This window comes from Bacillus thuringiensis, assembly GCF_001182785.1.
Taxonomy (GTDB): domain Bacteria; phylum Bacillota; class Bacilli; order Bacillales; family Bacillaceae_G; genus Bacillus_A; species Bacillus_A thuringiensis_S.
The window spans coordinates 1,363,138-1,380,704 of record NZ_CP012099.1 but is presented as its reverse complement, the minus strand read 5'-3'; the positions used below and the strand labels follow the sequence as shown (position 1 = coordinate 1,380,704).

The window sequence follows — 17,567 nt, the reverse complement described above, 5'->3', positions numbered from 1 at the left end:
ACAGTAATGTTTTATTATCATTATCGGCATGTTATAATGTGAAGTGTTACTCATGAAGTAACCGAAAAGAGACTTATGGCAAATGTTCCCCTAGTGAGTCGGGCGAATGGTATAAGAGTGTTGTGAGCACTACTTGTACACGCTGTGAGTCTTTTTTTCGTTCCATTTATTTTAATATTTTCATAATACCACAAATTTTCCAAAATTCAGTCGTGGATTTTTCTGATAATTATTGAGAAAATTATGAAATAGCTGTATATCAACGGTTCTTAAGTTACACAAAAATATGCAATTTTGCATGCGGCGTGTGAAGACTTCACATACATATTTTATCATAAATACGAACCTTCGTTCTATTTTACTTCACATATATAATTATTTTTCTATCAATGAATAATATACGACAATAAATCTATCATTTATGGTATATCGATACACCTATAACTATACTTGTACTATGAAAACATTTAGTGAAACTTTAAAAACGTTAAGAAAAAGTCGTTCGTTAAGGCAAGAGGATTTAGCTCATGAACTAAACCTTAGTAGAAGCCAAATAAACAATTACGAAAATGGTTTTTCTGAGCCTGATCTTACTACATTATTTCGCCTCGCTTCCTATTTCAATGTGACACTAGATATACTTACAGGACGCATTGATGATTTTGATGATACAATGTTGCACAATACCATGATTGGCATTCAAAAAACATATGGGGTGTTATCTGAAAGCCAAAGAAAAAACTTCTGTAAGCAACTAGATCATTATGTAAGGTTCCTAAGTGAAAATAATGAAATATTGTGATTTGATTTCATCATAAAAGAAATCATTTCCAATTTCAAATTGTAAAATTTTCTTCCTTTTACAATTTAATCAAGAGAGCCGATGCTCTCTCTTTTTTTATGTAATAAAAAAAGAGCTGTTAGGCTCCTTCTATGTACTATAGTTCCTGGTCCTAATCTTGCTTTCAAGCCACCAGGATTTGTAACTTTATGAGTACCAGGGTCCATTGTGAATTCTCCCATATCCTTTCCCCTCCTATCTAATTCTATTAATATTTTACCATTATTCAACAAGAGCCGACAAACATATCCTATAACCGAATTTGTTTATATATGATAAAATGTATCCATCGCTGATATGTCCAACTATGTAATTTTCATAGCAGCAAAATTACAACTAGACTTTATACAACATGATTCAAAAAATGAAGGAGTGGTTTAAGTGAAAGGACATATTCGAAAAAGAGGAAATAAATATTGCATTATTATTGATATTGGACCAGATCCGGAGACAGGAAAAAGAAGACAGAAGTGGTTTTCTGGGTATAAGACGAAAAAAGAAGCACAGGCTGATGTAGCGAAGAAGATTACAGAGTTGAATGAAGGAACTTTTGTGGAGCCATCTAAACTTACCTTAAAAGAATATTTATTGGAATGGTTAGAAGTAAAAAAAATGAGTTTAGAAAACGGTACGTATATTTCTTATAAAGCCTATATAAATGCATATATTATGCCAACTATTGGGATGGTTTCACTCCATAAATTAAATGCAATACACATTCAAAAATGTTATAAGGCCACAATAGATAAAGGGATCGCTAACAACTCCATTCTTCTTATGCATAAAATTTTAAAGAGCGCTCTCAATTTAGCGGTAAAACAAAATGTTATTACCAAAAACCCTGCTAACTTTGCTGAAATACCAAAAAAAGAAAAATCCTCTATCCAGCCCTGGACAGAGGAAGAAGTAAAGAGTTTTTTATTTCATTCACAAGATTCACGATACCATATCGGCTATGTCATTGCAATTACTACAGGTATGCGTTTAGGAGAAGTTCTTGGTTTACGATGGCAAGATGTTGATTTTAAAAATAGCACTGTTACAATCAATCAGACTATTGGTTTTGATAACAAAGTTAAATTAACTGCAAAAAACAAATCATCCAAGCGTACGATTCCTGTGCCAGCAAAAACTATAGAAGCTCTAAAAAAATACCGAACACAAGTTAATAAGGAGAAATTACGCTTAGGCTCTGCTTATAGCGATTTAGATTTAATAAATTGCAATGAAGTGGGAGAAGTTTTGAAGAGATGTACTTTTAGAGCTCACTTCAAGAAAATTATTAAAAAAGCGGGTGTAAAAGAAATAAGATTTCATGATGTAAGACATACACATGCAACCTTATTATTAAAACAAGGAGTCAATCCAAAAATTATAAGCGAAAGATTAGGCCATACAGACATTTCAATGACCTTGAGGATTTATTCACACATATTACCAAACATGCAAAAAGAAGCGGTTGAAAACTTCGGCAAAAGCATCTTTGGATAACCATTGTTTGCAAAATGTTTGCAAACAAGAAAACCAAACTAGATAAACCTTAATATATCAAGGGATATTGACTTTAAACAACTATACTCATAGTATAATAATCATAATAACAAAGGACTGTTCGTATATATAAAATGAGTCGTTAAGCAAACTGACTCACGAACTGTCATGCTTTTTAGGAGAGGAGTATATTATGCTACAACATCTGTTTCCAAAACTGCGATTTGCACTCGTTGCAGTCGTTTTACTATGGATTAAAACATATATTGTGTACAAGCTAGCATTTGATATTAAAATTGATAATTTCTTTGAAGAATTCATGCTTTTTATTAATCCACTAGCTGCGTTACTTTTATTTTTCGGCTTAGCTTTACTTGCATCTAAGCACCGAAACCGAATTATAATTGGAATCAGTTTTATACTGTCATTTATTTTATTTGGAAACGCAATGTTTTATGGGTTCTATAACGATTTCGTTACTTTCCCGGTTTTATTCCAAACAAACAATATGGCTGATTTAGGGACAAGTATAAAAGAACTCTTTACGTACAAAACATTACTTTTATTTGCAGATGCAATTATTTTAATGTTTATTTCGCGTAAATTCCCATCATTTGGCGACAAAACACCACTTTCCCGCTCAGAGAAGCGAACTTTCTTTAGCGGTGTAACAGCTTTATTAGCACTACAAATTGTTGTATCAGTTATTTATAAACCACAAATGTTCTCACGCTCATTTGACCGTCAAACTGTCGTGAAAAATTTAGGTTTATACACATATCATCTATTTGATATTACACTTCAATCCAAGTCTTCAGCTGAGCGTGTATTTGCAAGTGGTGATGGATTTTCTGAAATTAAAAACTATACAGATTCAAAAGACAAGCAAGTTGATAAAAACTTATTTGGAGCTGCAAAAGGTAAAAATGTAATTTTAATTTCAATGGAATCTACACAAAGCTTTGTTATTAATAAAAAAATAAATGGAAAAGAAATTACACCATTTTTAAATGAATTTATTAAGGATAGTTTCTATTTCGATAACTTCTATCACCAAACTGGACAAGGTAAAACTTCTGATGCTGAATTTATCGTTGAAAACTCACTTTATCCGCTAGATCGTGGTTCTGTATTCTTTACGCATGCAACAAATGAATACACAGCTACACCAGAACAATTAAAGAAATACGGATATTCTTCTGCCGTCTTCCATTCAAACGATAAAACGTTTTGGAATCGGGATGTAATGTATCCTGCGCTTGGATATGATCGTTACTTTAATTTAAATGATTACGCAGGAACGGAACAAATGTCTGTCGGTTGGGGATTAAAAGATAAAGAGTTCTTTGAACAATCTATTCCAAAGCTAAAATCTTTACCGCAACCGTTCTATACAAAATTTATTACATTAACAAATCATTTTCCATTTCTTCTAAATCCGGAAGATCAATATGTTGATGAATTCAACTCGGAAAGTGGTGTCGTAAACCGCTACTTCCCAACTGTTCGTTACACAGATGAAGCTCTTAAATTATTTATTAAACAATTAAAAGAAGAAGGACTGTATGATAATTCCGTTATTGTCATTTATGGTGATCATTATGGTATTTCTGAAAATCATAACGCAGCTATGGCACAGTTCCTAGGGAAAGATACTATTACACCATTCGATTCTATGCAATTACAACGAGTCCCTCTCATTATTCATGTGCCTGGTCAAGAAGGAAAAGTTGTTTCTAAAGTTTCCGGTCAAATTGATATTAAGCCAACGCTCCTTCACTTACTTGGTATTAAAACAAATAAATCAGTTGAATTTGGAACTGACTTATTTATTAAAGAAAAAGACCCACTTATGGTAATGCGTGATGGTAGCTTTGTTTCTGACGAATATATTTATACAAAAAATATGTGCTACAAAAGAGGTACGGGTGAAGAAACTGATATAACACTATGTCAGCCGTACATTGAAAAAGCAAAAACGGAATTAAAATTCTCCGACAAATTAATTTATGGAGATTTATTACGCTTCGACCCTAATAATCGATATAAAACTGGAACGATGACAACAAAATTTGAATAGTAAAGGAAGCAACTTTATACAAGTTGCTTCCTCTTTTTATTTCCACTTAATTTTCAAACCATCCTTCTATGAAATCTTTCACAAATTGGTAATTTCTTTCGTATGAGGAATAAATTTATGGTATGATAAAATAAGTAAACTTTCATACACTAATTAAGAATTCATTACAGAAAGCAAGGGATCAGATTTTGTATAGAGCAGCTATTCCAAACTTATTTACGCTCGGAAATTTATATAGCGGATTTTTATCAATCGGCTATGCATCTTTAGGATATTATAAATCAGCTGCTATTTTAGTACTTATCGGGATGATGTTAGATAGTCTTGATGGTCGTGTTGCTCGTTTATTACGTGTTGATTCACAAATGGGAAAAGAGCTCGACTCGCTTGCAGATGTCGTAACATTTGGTGCAGCACCTGCTGTTTTAATGTATTACACATCTTTCTCAAACTACGGAATCATCGGATTATACATAGCGGGATTATTCCCTCTTTTCGGAGCATATCGTTTAGCACGATTTAATGTAACACCATCTTCTACTTCAATGAAATATTTCACTGGAGTACCGATTACAGCAGCGGGAGGGCTTGTTGCTTTCTTAACATTATTTTCACATACCATTCCAAAAATCGTTCTTATTACCGTATTTGTAACGTTCGCATTTTTAATGGTGAGCCGCATTCGTATCCCAAGTTTAAAAGATGTACCAATTCCACGATATAGCATCATTATTACACTATTTTTAGTTGGAATCATTATTACAATGTATCAAACAGGATTTGGCAATTTTTCTGTTTTCTTATTCATTGCCATTCCACTATATATTTTGTACATGTTATCTCAATTCATTAGACAAAGACCTTCTAAAAAAACGAATAAAGAAAAATAAGAAACCTTCCGAGTCCGGAAGGTTTCTTTTTATTTTGTAACTAATACCTTTTGATTTACAGGTGTTACTGGCTCTTCGCCATTTAATACAGCTATAATATTTCTGACAGCCATTTCAGCCATCGCATCACGAGTTTCAAATGTTGCATTCCCTACGTGTGGAGCAAGTACTACATTCTTTAATCCTTTTAACTCTTCTGTAATTTTCGGTTCAAATTCAAACACATCAAGAGCTGCCCCTTCAATTTCATTCGTTTTTAATGCATGAGCAAGTGCTGCTTCATTCATAATTGGTCCACGTGAAGCATTTACAATATACGCTGTGTTCTTCATCATTTTAAACTGCTTTTCATCAATCATATGATGTAATTTTGGATTATAAGCACAGTTAATTGTAATAAAGTCTGCTGTTTGTAATAATTCTTCCAACGTCACATACGTTGCTCCCAGTTCACTTTCAGCTTCAAGTTTACGATTTGGCCCTGTATATAAAACATCCATTCCAAATGCTTTCGCACGTTTTGCAACAGCCTTCCCGATTTCTCCAAGACCAATAATTCCAATTGTCTTACCGTGGACTTCTCTTCCTAAGAAAAATAACGGTGCCCACCCGTTAAATCCAGTCGTACGACATAACGTATCCCCTTCAGGAATTCTACGCGCCGCTGCTAAAAGAAGTGCAAATGTTAATTCTGCAGTCGCTTCCGTTGATACTTTCGGTGTATTCGTTACTGCAATTCCTTTTTCGCCCGCATACGTGTAATCAATATTGTCGTAACCAGCACCATAGTTTGCAACAATCTTTAAATGAGGTGCCGCATCAATAACTTCTTTTGGCACTTTTGTCGAAAGTAAACTTAACAATGCATCTTTATCTTTTACACGCTCTGTTAATTCATCTATAGAAATTAACTCCTCTTTATCGTACATTTCTACATCATGATCTCTTAATAGTTCTAATCCAATTTCCGGAATTTTTCCCGCTACTAATATTTTTGCCACTACTAACACCTCTTCTATAGAAAATAAGATATCTCTTATATTTCATTGTAAGAAATCCACATATAAAAACCAAGGAATTTGATTATAGTTTTGAAAATCGACACTTTTCCATAAAAAAAGAGGAGATGCAACTCTCCCCTCTTCTTACGCTTTTTCCTGCGATTCTTTTCCGAGCTTCACATCAATAGTTCCTTCTGCAACCGTATCGCTAATTTGCTCCTCAATAACCGATTGAGATGCAGCATTCGTTTCAGAAGTATAAGCTTGTTGCTGTGCACCTTGTACATTTTGTTTATTTTGTTGTTTCGCCATTTCTTACCCTCCTTTTCATTCTTTCTTATTTTGAACAAAAAGGACGGTTTTCATCAAAAAATCGCGTTTCATTTTGAATTTGTTACTTCTTCTCCAATCGACCTCATTACTCTTGCTCGCTTCGTAAATGTTGCAACCTGAGTAACACCGTGAGCTCGTAATGTTTGTACATTTTCTTGTACATAGTTTCCTAAATCATTTGGATAATGGGCATCCGAAGAAATCGTAATTGGAACACCATACTTAGCTAATACTTGTAAATATAGTGGACTTGGGCACATTTCACGAACAGGATAACGATAATACAATCCTGCATTTATTTCTGTTGCCGTATTCTTTTCTACTAACGCAGAGGCAATTTCCTTATAATAAGAAAGCTGTTCATTCTCATCCAATCGATAATTAAATACCTTTATATTATCAAGATGAGCGATAATATCAAATAACTCGGTACGAATCGCACTCTCAACCGTTTTAAAAAACGTATCATATAATGCTCGTAGGTCATGCTCTTCAAAATATTCTTTCGTATCTGGATTATCAAATCCCCAGCCATTTAGAAAATGAACGGAACCAATTACATAATCAAAGTCTCCTAGCCCTAATAATTCTTTTAACTCTCCTTCACAACCGGTAAAATAATCCGCTTCAATTCCAAGTTTAAGCGTGACACCTCTTTTACTCCATCGTTCTTTCGCCTCTTCAATTGCCTTTGTAAAATCATACAGTGAAACTACCCTTACTTGATCTAACCATTCCTTCTGTATACGACCAAGCCTAGAATCACTAATATCTACATATTTTTCATAATATCCTTTCGCTTCATGAAAACGATATAGATGATCAACAATTCCCACTTCTTTTATTCCTTTTCGCACAGCTTCTTCTAAATAGAGATCCATCCATTCTCTTGTAAATGGCCCCTCCTTCACACGCTTTTGCAAACGCTCTTGTGTTTTCATAAGCCAATCAATAGAATGCCTTTCTTGAAGCGGTTCATAACATTCCAATGCTTCATTTATTTTAGCAAGCCATCTTATTGAATACGGTCCTTCTTCTAAGTGAAGATGATAATCTACTTTCATATACATTCCTCCTTATAATGTATCTATTTCCCTTCTATCCCCAACTCTCGAAAGCTTTCCATTTCGTTCTTTCACCTCTCGCATGACATCTTCCAATGCAATATTTTTTTCAGCTAATAAAACGAAACAGTGATAAAATACATCAACCATTTCTTTCACTACTTCTTCTTTATCATTATTTTTACATGCGATAATTACTTCAGCGCACTCTTCACCAATTTTCTTTAAAATTTTATCTTCTCCTTTTGAAAATAAATAATTTGTATATGATTCAGGAAGTGGGCTTTCCTTTCGTTCTTCAATTGTTTTATACAGCAACTTAAAGGCATTTTCCATATGTATCCCCCTATATAATTTGATAGTGAAAGCATGTCTTCTCCCCCGTATGACAAGCAGGTCCTACTTGTTTCACATTCACGACAATTGAATCGTGATCACAATCTAAGTATAGAGATTGCACATATTGGACATTCCCTGATGTTTCTCCCTTATTCCATAACGACTGCCTCGAACGAGAATAAAACCATGTTCTTTTCGTCTCCAACGTTTTTTCATATGCTTCTTCATTCATATAAGCTAGCATTAAAACTTCTTTCGTACCTTCTTCGATGACAATTGCTGGTATTAATCCTTTTGAAAAATTAGGTTTCATAACCGCACCTCAACATTTGCATCTCTTAATTTTCGCTTTACACTCTGCACTGTCGCCTCACCATAATGAAATATGGATGCCGCTAACGCTGCATCAACTGTTGTCTTTTGAAAAACTTCTACAATGTGATCCGTATGACCACAGCCCCCTGATGCGATGACTGGAATGGAAACACTTTTTGAAATTTCTTCTGTTAAACGAAGGTCATATCCACTTTTCGTTCCATCTGCATCCATACTCGTTAACAAAATTTCACCCGCCCCGAGCTTAACAACACGCTTCGCCCATTCTATGGCATCCATTCCTGTATCAACTCTTCCGCCGTTGACGTATACGTTCCATTTATCTTCTGCTACTTTTCTAGCGTCAATTGCCACGACAATACATTGTGATCCAAAGTGTTCTACCCCTTCTTCGATTAGCTTCGGGTTTCGCACTGCCGCTGAGTTTATTGAAACTTTGTCTGCTCCAACTCTTAGTAAATTGTACATATCTTTCACACTTGAAATCCCCCCGCCAACCGTAAGAGGAATAAATACTTTTGCTGCTGTTTTTTCTACAACATCTATAATCGTTTTTCTTCCTTCATGGGTCGCCGTAATATCTAAAAATACGATTTCATCTGCCCCTGCCTCGTTATATGCTTCAGCTATTTCAACCGGATCACCGACATCTTGTAATCCTATAAAATTTACACCCTTTACGACTCGCCCTTCTTTCACATCTAAACATGGAATAATTCGTTTCGCTAACATAACTTCGTTACCTGTAACACTTCTTCTAAATCAATCGTTTTCTCGTAAAGCGCCTTTCCAATTATGACACCATATATATTCATATCATTTAACTTTTTCACATCTTGAATAGATGCCACTCCTCCAGAGGCAATGAGACGAATACCCACACTTTTTTGAAGTAACGCCAATTGTTCAAAATTTGGCCCTGCAAGCGTCCCGTCTTTCGAAATGTCTGTAAACACAATCGTTTGAACACCTAAACTTTCCATTTGTTTCGCTAAATTAATATAAGAAATTTCAGACAGATCAAGCCAACCTCTCGTTGCTACGAAACCATTTTTCGCATCAATTCCAACAATGATTTTCTCTTTATATAGACGAACTGCTTCCTCTAAAAATGACTTATCATAAAGAGCTGCTGTTCCTAAAATCACTTTTTCTACACCTACTGACAATAACTTCTCCACCGCTACAAGTGAACGAATTCCTCCTCCAACTTGCATAGGAATGCGTACCGCCTTACAGATTTTTTCAATGACAGGCAAATTTAACGACTCGCCAGCAATTGCACCGTCTAAATCAACAATGTGTAGTATTTCCGCTCCAAGCTTTTCAAATATGATTGCCTGCGCTACCGGATCTTCATTCATCACCATTTCTTTACTAAACTCTCCTTGATAAAGTCTAACGCATCTTCCTTCTTTTAAATCGATAGCTGGGAAGACTTCCATGTTTCTACCACCCCTTGAAAATTTTTTAATATTTGCATGCCAATTTCACCACTTTTTTCTGGATGAAACTGTGCACCAAATACATTTCCTTTCGCTACAAACCCTGGTACTTGTATTCCATAATCACTTACTCCGCATACAATTTCATCTGGACAATCCGCGTAATATGAGTGAACATAATACACGAAAGAACCATCCACTAATCCATTCCAAAGCGGAAATTCTCTTTCCTTCCTTAATTCATTCCATCCCATATGAGGAATTTTATACGAAACTTTTAACTTACGAATTTCCCCTGGTAGTAAACCTAACCCACTACAATCTTTTAGTTCCTCACTTCGGTCAAATAAAAGCTGCATGCCCAAACATATACCGAGGAGTGGTTTTCCTATATCACAAACTTCTTTTAGTACACACACTAAATCTCTTTCTTCTAATACTTCCATCGCTTTCGGAAATGCACCTACTCCTGGTAAAATCACGCCATCGCTTCTCAATATCTCTTCTTTGTCACTCGTTACAATGTGCTCTGCCCCAATATATGTTAATGCTTGCTCTACACTACGAATATTCCCCATTCCATAATCTATAATGGCAATCAATTACAACATCCCTTTCGTTGAATTTACACCAGTAATGTTGGCATTTTTTTCGACCGCTTCTCTAAGCGCTCTACCAAAAGCTTTAAATAATGCTTCAATTTTGTGATGTGTATTACTTCCGTATAGAACGCGCGCATGTAATGTAATATTGGCAGCATGTGCAACTGCTCTAAAAAATTCTTCCGTCAATTCTGTATCAAAATCCCCGAGCTTCGGATTTGTTAATTCCCCTTGAAATACACAATATGAGCGTCCACTTATATCAATTGCGACAAATCCTAAAGATTCATCCATCGGTACATACGCTGAACCGTAACGATTAATTCTCTCTTTATTTTGCAATGCTTCTTTCAAGCAATTTCCGAGTACAATTCCAATATCTTCAACGGTGTGATGTGCATCGACAAATACATCACCTTCTGCCTCAACTTGCAATCCAAATCTTCCATGCCTAGCAAATAAAGTCAGCATATGATCGAAAAAACCAACCCCCGTTTGAATAGATACATTCGTACTTTCATCAAGCTGCAAACTTAATTTAATTTTTGTTTCTGTCGTCTCACGTACTTGACTGGACTGACGCATTATTTTCCCTCCTCAAACCTTATTTGGATTGCTCTCGCATGTGCATGTAACCCTTCTTTATTTGCAAGCTCTACAATATGATGCTGTACATTTTTTAATGCTTCCTCCGTATAAGAAATAAAACTTGATTTTTTCACAAAATTATCGACTGATAACGGAGAAAAAAATCTTGCCGTTCCGCTCGTTGGTAATACATGATTCGGTCCCGCCAAATAATCCCCGAGCGGTTCAGGCGCATATGCCCCAAGGAAAATAGAGCCTGCATGTTTCACATAATCTAGAGCATTCATCGGTTCTTTTATATGTAACTCTAAATGTTCTGGAGCAATTTCATTTGATAATTTTAGTGCCTCATCTAAGGAAGGAATGATAAAGATGGCTCCATTTCTCTTTATCGATTCACGTGCAATTTCACTTCTTGGTAACATTTCTAACTGTCTTTCTACCTCTTTTTCTACTTCTTTAGCTAGTTCCATATTCGTTGTAATACAAATCGCCGTTGCTCTCTCGTCATGCTCTGCTTGCGATAATAAATCCGCTGCGATATACTTTGCATTACCCGTTTCATCCGCGACAACTACAATTTCTGATGGGCCAGCAATCATATCGATGTTTACTATTCCGTATACTTCTCGTTTCGCTAGAGCGACGTACAAATTTCCCGGTCCAACTATTTTATCCACTTTCGGAATCGATTCCGTCCCGTATGCTAAAGCAGCAATTGCTTGCGCGCCACCTATCGTATAAATTTCATCTACTCCCGCAAGATTTGCAGCAGCTAATATATGAGGATCAATTCCTCCTTTCCTCGGTGGTGTTACCATTACAATCTTTTTCACACCTGCGAGTTTCGCTGGCAATACATTCATTAATACTGAAGAAGGATATGAGGCTGTCCCGCCTGGTACATATACACCTACATTTTCTAATGGCCGAATGAGCTGCCCTCTAATTATGCCTTTACTTTCACAATCGAATATTGAGTGCTTCTTTTGCTTTTCGTGATACGAAACAATGTTTTTCTTCGCCTCTTTTAAAGCTTCTAAAAATGAATTCTCTACAAACATACTCGCTTGCTGTATTTCTTCTTCACTTACACGAAAATCTTTCATCTCTACACCATCAAACTTTTTTGTATAGAAAGATAAAACCTCATCTTTCCCTTCCCTTACATTTCTAATGATTTCTCTTACACTTCTTTGAACAGTTTCTTCTATTATATTAGCGTTTTCTCTTAGCACTTTTATTTTAGATAATGCCTCCTTAAAGTCTTCATAAATGATTTCCATTTTAAGTCCTCCTATTTCCCTGATAAGATTTCTTGCTCCATCATATTTATAATACTGAATATTTCGTCTTTTTTAGTTTTTAAGGCTGCCTTATTTACAATCATCCGAGCCGATATAAAGTGCATTTCCTCAAATACAATAAGTCCGTTCTCTTGTAATGTTTTTCCTGTTTCAACAATATCTACAATCGCATCTGCCAATCCAAGAAGAGGAGCGATTTCTACAGAACCTTCTATTTTAATAATTTCTACATCCTCTCCCTTATCATGAAAATAAGTAGAAGTAATATGTGGGTATTTCGTAGCAATCCTTTTCTTCCGATAACTCTTTGGGTTATACGTAGGAATAGAAGCAACACAAAACTTACAAATCCCCACTCCTAAATCCAGCATTTCATAAATATCTTTCTCGTTTTCCATTAAAATATCTTTTCCAACGATCCCAATATCAGCTACCCCATGTTCTACATAAGTGGCAACATCAACCGCCTTTACTAAAATAAATGAAACATTTGTATTTTTACTTTGAAATACAAGCTTCCGACCTTTATTTTTGAGCTCGGAACAATCAATTCCAATCTGCTCAAAAAGTGGAATTACATGTTTTTCTAATCTTCCTTTCGTTAACGCAATTTGAATGTTACGCATGAAGTCTCTCCTTCTTTCTGGACTACCCATTTTTCATTCCATACATATTCCACTAAGTATTCATTCTTTGCCTCAACGACTGTTCCTATTTTATTTTTTCTTGCAAATTGAAAGGTATCATTTAAATTAGAAAATAAAGATAACCAGGCATTCTTACCGTCCTTTCGAAGTAAATTTCGTAACCTTTCTGCTTCTGCTAATCTATTTAACTCATAATGAATCACAATATCAATTTGATTTCGTTCATATGGTTCTTGCTGCTCTTGCAGCGCCTTCACAATTTGATTTACTTGCACCGCGAGTCCAACAGCCGGCAGCATTTCTCCAAAATTCCCAATTAGCTCATCGTATCTTCCGCCACTAACGATTTCTTCCCCAATTTCATATATATATCCTTTGAAAATAACACCCGTATAGTAATCTAAGTGTTGAATCATACCTAAATCAATTGATATGTAAGAACCATATCCTAACGTTTCAATTGTTTCATACATTTCTTTTACTCTTGCAATTGCCATTTTCATTTCATTACTTGAAGCAAGCTTTTCTGCTTCCTCAATAACTTCTAAATTTCCAAATAGCCTTGGCAATTTCTCAAGTAATCTTACTGTCTCATCGCATCGATCTAATTTCTTTTCTCCGATAAAATTTGAGAGGGCAGCATAATTTTTACTTTCTATATACGTTCTAAGTACTCTTTCTTCTTCATCATGGATGGAGAGTTTTTTTACAATACATTTATATAACTGTACTTGCCCAATCTCAATTGTAAAAGATTGTACCTTCAACTTTTGAAGTGCTTGAATGACACTTATTACACATTCAATTTCAGCTCTTACATTATCAATCCCGATAACTTCAATACCACTTTGTACGATTTCATTATATTTTCCAGAATGGGATTCATTCGCTCGAAATACATTCCCGCTATACGTCAATTTAAGTGGCGTATCCCATCTCTGTGTTCCAATAACTCTCGCTAAAGGAATTGTCATATCTGGACGTAAAACGATAATCCTTCCCTTTTCATCAAAAAATTTATACATCTTCTCTTCATCTATCGGTCTATTTTGAAATGCAAAAACATCATAAAATTCAATTGTAGGTGTTCTTATTTCCTCATAACCTCTCTCTAAAAAAGTAAGCCTTAATTTTTGCTCCACTTCTTCAATTAACGTACATTCTTCGAATAAATAATCTCTCGTTCCATTCGGGTTTGCCCGTCTCCATTTTGTCATCTGAATTTTCACACCTTTCCTCTTCTAATGTATGCCTATTTCATTCACCTAAGCCGAAAATAAAAAGAGCCTTGTAGACAAAATACCTACAAGGCTCTTCAGTAGAGTGTAGGTACAACGGGAATAACCCTTGTACCTACACGTTTTCACGCTAGGTTCAAGGGTTTCATGTATGATGATGTAGTTGTGTAAGCATTGTAATAGATCGCACGATATTCATAATACTTACTCCCTTTCTCCTCTGATTTTCACATAGTATATAACAGTTAATTTTGAATGTAAATACATTTTTAATATTCCGTCACTTTTTTAATGTAAAGCCACTTTTCTTTCATACTCTTTTATTTCTTTTTCATATTGCATTGTAATACTAATTTCATCTAAACCATTTAATAACTTCTCTTTCCACATTTTCTCAATTGTAAAATGGAATCTGTGCGTATTCGTTGTAATTACTTCATTTTCTAAATCTACTTTGATTTGTTCCCTCGCATCTGTTTTAGCAAGTTGTTCACGTATATCTTTATCCATTACAATCGGTAACATGCCATTCTTCATACAATTCATATAAAAGATATCGGCAAATCCTCCAGCGATAATAACGCGGAAACCATAATCAGCAAGTGACCACGGAGCATGTTCTCTTGACGAGCCACATCCAAAATTATCACCTGTAATTAATATACTGGCTCCTTTTCTTTCTTGTGCATTAAGTGGGAAATTAGGGTTTTCTTGGCGATTATTATCATATCGCCACTCATCAAATAAAAACTTTCCAAACCCAGTTCTTTCAATTCTCTTTAAATATTGCTTCGGAATAATTTGATCTGTATCAATGTTATCATTCATCAGTACTGCGGCAGTACCTTTATGAATACGAAATGGCTCCATCATAACTCTCCTTTCTAATATCAACAAAATGACCATATAACGCAGCCGCTGCCGCCATTGCCGGACTAACTAAGTGCGTTCGTGCTCCCTTTCCTTGTCTTCCTTCAAAATTGCGATTTGACGTAGAGGCACAATGTTCTCCTTCAGGCACTTGATCTGGATTCATACCTAGACACATTGAACATCCGGGCTCTCTCCATTCAAATCCAGCTTCTTCAAATATGCGATGTAATCCTTTATGCATCGCTGCTTCTCTTACCCTTTGAGATCCAGGTACAACAAGTGCTCGCACACCTTCTTTTACTTTTTTACCTTTCACGACAGATGCAGCAATTTCTAAATCAGAAAGCCTGGAATTTGTACAAGATCCAATGAAAACATGTTGAACTGGAATGTCATACGTACTTTGGCCGGGACTCAAGCCCATATAAGAAAACGCCCTTTCGTCATTTGCATCATGCTTTTCTGGCAATTTCTCATCAATCCGAACACCCATACTAGGATTTGTTCCCCACGTAACGTACGGCGCTAAATCCGTAACATCTACTATAATATGTAAATCATAAACTGCATCTAAATCTGTATAAAGTTCCGACCATTTTTTCTTAATAGATTCATATTCTTTCGGTGCATATTTACGTCCTTTTACGTAAGCAACCGTTTTTTCATCTGGTGCAATAATGCCAGCCTTCGCTCCCCCTTCAATTGCCATATTACAAAGCGTCATCCTCTCTTCCATATCCAGAGCATGAATGGCCTCTCCGTAAAATTCCATTACGTAACCTGTTCCAACTGCTACTCCGTACTTTGAAAGGAGATGTAAAATAATATCTTTCGCATAAACACCTTGCGGTAACCTTCCTTTTAACTCAATGCCCATCGCTTTCGGCTTTCGTTGCCATAACGTTTGCGTTGCCAATACATGTTCCACTTCACTCGTACCAATCCCAAACGCTAGTGCGCCAAAAGCACCGTGTGTCGCTGTATGACTATCACCACAAACAATCGTTTTTCCTGGCTGTGTGAGCCCAAGTTCTGGTCCTATAACATGAACGATCCCTTGCTCTTCATCTCCGATATCCGCTAATGGCACCTGAAATTGTTTACAGTTTTCCCGAAGTGTATCTAGTTGCTGCTTCGCAATGCGATCGGTAATATTCCAAACATCTTTCGTTGGAATATTATGATCCATCGTTGCAAATGTTAAATCTGGTCTGCGGACTGTTCGATTTGTAAGCCGCAAGCCTTCAAAGGCTTGCGGTGACGTTACTTCATGAACAAGATGTAGATCGATATATAATAAATCCAATCCATTTTCATTTGTCGCAACTACATGTCTTTCCCAAAGCTTATCTAGTAACCTTTTCCCCATTATTTTCCTCTCCCTACTAACGCTTGCTCTTCCATTTCTTGAATGACTGCCTTTGTAAATGAAGTTGTCGTTTCAGTCCCTCCGATATCTGCTGTACATTTTCCTGATTTAAGGACTGCAGAAACTGCTTCTTCAATTGCATATCCTTCTCTCGTTAATCCGAACGATTGCCCAAGCATCATTGCAACAGAACGCATCATCGCAATTGGATTTGCCTTATTTTTCCCCGCAATATCCGGTGCTGATCCGTGAATAGGCTCGTATAATGAAGGCCCCTTTTCAGCGTGACTTGCTGATGGCAGCATTCCTAATGATCCAGCTAATACTGAAGCCTCATCACTTAAAATATCACCAAATAAATTTTCCGTTACAATAACGTCAAATCTTCCTGGATTTCGAATTAATTCCATAGCCGCTGCATCTACTAAAATGTGTTCTACTTCCACATTTGGGTAGCGAAGTGCTACTTCTTCTGTCACAGTTCTCCATAGTTTACTAGACTCTAAAACATTCGCTTTATCAATAGATGTTACTTTTTTCTTCCGCTTATTCGCTAATTGAAAAGCATACGAAACGATACGTTCAATTTCATGGCGATGATACGTAAGTGTATCTGTCGCCACTTCTTCCGTTCGCTCTTTCGGATAAGAAAAATAAATTCCGCCTGTTAATTCACGAACGACAACAAAATCAATTTCATCAGCATTTTTTAATGGTGATAAATGTGCAGTTGCACTTTCTACCGTTACAGGGCGAACATTCGCAAATACACCGAGTCCTTTTCTTAATGCTAATAATCCTTTCTCAGGCCTTTCTTTCGCACTATCCCACCTTGGTCCACCTACTGCTCCAAGTAAAACCGCATCACTCGCTAAACAGGCGGCAAGTGTTCGCTGTGGTAATGGTTTCCCAGTTAAATCGATAGCAACACCACCAAAGTACTCATCTTGCAAATGAAAATGATGTCCATATAGCCTTTCTACCATATGCAATACTTCCTTCGCACTTTCCATAACTTCTGGACCGACACCATCACCAGCTAAACAAACGATACGTTTTTCCATTTTCAACACTCCTTTAACTGAATTTTCAGAACTTTAATTTGATAGGTGAGGAAAACTTC

General features: G+C 35.9%; 20 protein-coding genes. 4 read left to right on the top strand and 16 right to left on the bottom strand.

The annotated features are described in order from the left end of the window. The first annotated feature begins 457 nt into the window (after positions 1 to 457). A complete protein-coding gene (locus AC241_RS07205; protein ID WP_050842967.1) occupies positions 458 to 802 on the top strand; it encodes a helix-turn-helix domain-containing protein in 345 nt (114 codons plus the stop codon). Positions 803 to 867: 65 nt separating this feature from the next. On the opposite strand, the gene AC241_RS34260 is transcribed toward AC241_RS07205, so the two are convergent. Next, a complete protein-coding gene (locus AC241_RS34260) occupies positions 868 to 1,023 on the bottom strand; it encodes a hypothetical protein (protein ID WP_155417051.1) in 156 nt (51 codons plus the stop codon). A 199-nt stretch (positions 1,024 to 1,222) separates the two neighbouring features. Here AC241_RS34260 and AC241_RS07200 point away from each other — a divergent pair, with 199 nt between their 5' ends. From AC241_RS07200 to pssA, 3 genes are all read left to right on the top strand, one after another. Continuing rightward, positions 1,223 to 2,332, top strand: a complete 1,110-nt coding sequence (locus tag AC241_RS07200; protein ID WP_029437994.1) for a site-specific integrase — start codon at positions 1,223 to 1,225, stop codon at positions 2,330 to 2,332. A gap of 193 nt (positions 2,333 to 2,525) precedes the next feature. Continuing rightward, entirely contained in the window at positions 2,526 to 4,412 is a 1,887-nt protein-coding gene (locus tag AC241_RS07195; RefSeq protein ID WP_016082325.1) for an LTA synthase family protein, read from the top strand. 188 nt (positions 4,413 to 4,600) lie between these two features. After that, positions 4,601 to 5,302, top strand: a complete 702-nt coding sequence (pssA, locus tag AC241_RS07190) for a CDP-diacylglycerol--serine O-phosphatidyltransferase (protein WP_000285418.1) — start codon at positions 4,601 to 4,603, stop codon at positions 5,300 to 5,302. Positions 5,303 to 5,331: 29 nt separating this feature from the next. On the opposite strand, the gene AC241_RS07185 is transcribed toward pssA, so the two are convergent. The 15 genes from AC241_RS07185 to leuB all read right to left on the bottom strand — a co-directional run bounded on the left by AC241_RS07185 (position 5,332) and on the right by leuB (position 17,508). Beyond that, positions 5,332 to 6,303: an NAD(P)-dependent oxidoreductase gene (locus tag AC241_RS07185; RefSeq protein ID WP_016082326.1), complete on the bottom strand. Its 972-nt coding sequence runs from the start codon at positions 6,301 to 6,303 to the stop codon at positions 5,332 to 5,334. Between the two features lie 144 nt (positions 6,304 to 6,447). Next, entirely contained in the window at positions 6,448 to 6,615 is a 168-nt protein-coding gene (locus AC241_RS07180; RefSeq protein WP_001118878.1) for a YozQ family protein, read from the bottom strand. A gap of 68 nt (positions 6,616 to 6,683) precedes the next feature. After that, positions 6,684 to 7,700 carry a histidinol phosphate phosphatase domain-containing protein gene (locus tag AC241_RS07175; protein WP_048563679.1) on the bottom strand — a complete coding sequence of 339 codons (1,017 nt, stop codon included), beginning with the start codon at positions 7,698 to 7,700 and terminating at the stop codon, positions 6,684 to 6,686. 12 nt (positions 7,701 to 7,712) lie between these two features. Further along, positions 7,713 to 8,036: a phosphoribosyl-ATP diphosphatase gene (gene hisE, locus AC241_RS07170; protein WP_000426355.1), complete on the bottom strand. Its 324-nt coding sequence runs from the start codon at positions 8,034 to 8,036 to the stop codon at positions 7,713 to 7,715. Between the two features lie 10 nt (positions 8,037 to 8,046). After that, a complete protein-coding gene (gene hisI, locus AC241_RS07165) occupies positions 8,047 to 8,352 on the bottom strand; it encodes a phosphoribosyl-AMP cyclohydrolase (protein WP_016082328.1) in 306 nt (101 codons plus the stop codon). Continuing rightward, positions 8,349 to 9,107, bottom strand: coding sequence for an imidazole glycerol phosphate synthase subunit HisF (gene hisF / locus AC241_RS07160; protein WP_048563680.1), 759 nt, complete (start codon positions 9,105 to 9,107; stop codon positions 8,349 to 8,351). Before hisF ends, hisI begins: the two co-directional genes overlap by 4 nt. Further along, positions 9,101 to 9,820 (bottom strand): 1-(5-phosphoribosyl)-5-[(5-phosphoribosylamino)methylideneamino]imidazole-4-carboxamide isomerase, encoded by a 720-nt coding sequence (hisA, locus tag AC241_RS07155; RefSeq protein ID WP_050842965.1) that lies wholly within the window; start codon positions 9,818 to 9,820, stop codon positions 9,101 to 9,103. Before hisA ends, hisF begins: the two co-directional genes overlap by 7 nt. Further along, a complete protein-coding gene (gene hisH / locus AC241_RS07150) occupies positions 9,793 to 10,422 on the bottom strand; it encodes an imidazole glycerol phosphate synthase subunit HisH (RefSeq protein ID WP_029441810.1) in 630 nt (209 codons plus the stop codon). The genes hisA and hisH overlap by 28 nt, the downstream gene beginning before the upstream one ends. Next, positions 10,423 to 11,007 carry an imidazoleglycerol-phosphate dehydratase HisB gene (gene hisB / locus AC241_RS07145; protein WP_016082332.1) on the bottom strand — a complete coding sequence of 195 codons (585 nt, stop codon included), beginning with the start codon at positions 11,005 to 11,007 and terminating at the stop codon, positions 10,423 to 10,425. Next, positions 11,007 to 12,296 (bottom strand): histidinol dehydrogenase, encoded by a 1,290-nt coding sequence (gene hisD / locus AC241_RS07140; protein WP_050842963.1) that lies wholly within the window; start codon positions 12,294 to 12,296, stop codon positions 11,007 to 11,009. The genes hisB and hisD overlap by 1 nt, the downstream gene beginning before the upstream one ends. Before the next feature lie 11 nt (positions 12,297 to 12,307). After that, positions 12,308 to 12,943 carry an ATP phosphoribosyltransferase gene (gene hisG / locus AC241_RS07135; RefSeq protein WP_001244491.1) on the bottom strand — a complete coding sequence of 212 codons (636 nt, stop codon included), beginning with the start codon at positions 12,941 to 12,943 and terminating at the stop codon, positions 12,308 to 12,310. Next, positions 12,919 to 14,181 (bottom strand): ATP phosphoribosyltransferase regulatory subunit, encoded by a 1,263-nt coding sequence (locus tag AC241_RS07130; protein ID WP_043315679.1) that lies wholly within the window; start codon positions 14,179 to 14,181, stop codon positions 12,919 to 12,921. The genes hisG and AC241_RS07130 overlap by 25 nt, the downstream gene beginning before the upstream one ends. A gap of 309 nt (positions 14,182 to 14,490) precedes the next feature. After that, positions 14,491 to 15,072 carry a 3-isopropylmalate dehydratase small subunit gene (gene leuD, locus AC241_RS07125; protein WP_043936104.1) on the bottom strand — a complete coding sequence of 194 codons (582 nt, stop codon included), beginning with the start codon at positions 15,070 to 15,072 and terminating at the stop codon, positions 14,491 to 14,493. Beyond that, positions 15,050 to 16,444: a 3-isopropylmalate dehydratase large subunit gene (gene leuC, locus AC241_RS07120; protein ID WP_048563682.1), complete on the bottom strand. Its 1,395-nt coding sequence runs from the start codon at positions 16,442 to 16,444 to the stop codon at positions 15,050 to 15,052. Before leuC ends, leuD begins: the two co-directional genes overlap by 23 nt. Further along, positions 16,444 to 17,508 carry a 3-isopropylmalate dehydrogenase gene (leuB, locus tag AC241_RS07115; protein WP_048563683.1) on the bottom strand — a complete coding sequence of 355 codons (1,065 nt, stop codon included), beginning with the start codon at positions 17,506 to 17,508 and terminating at the stop codon, positions 16,444 to 16,446. The genes leuC and leuB overlap by 1 nt, the downstream gene beginning before the upstream one ends. Between the last annotated feature and the right edge of the window lie 59 nt (positions 17,509 to 17,567).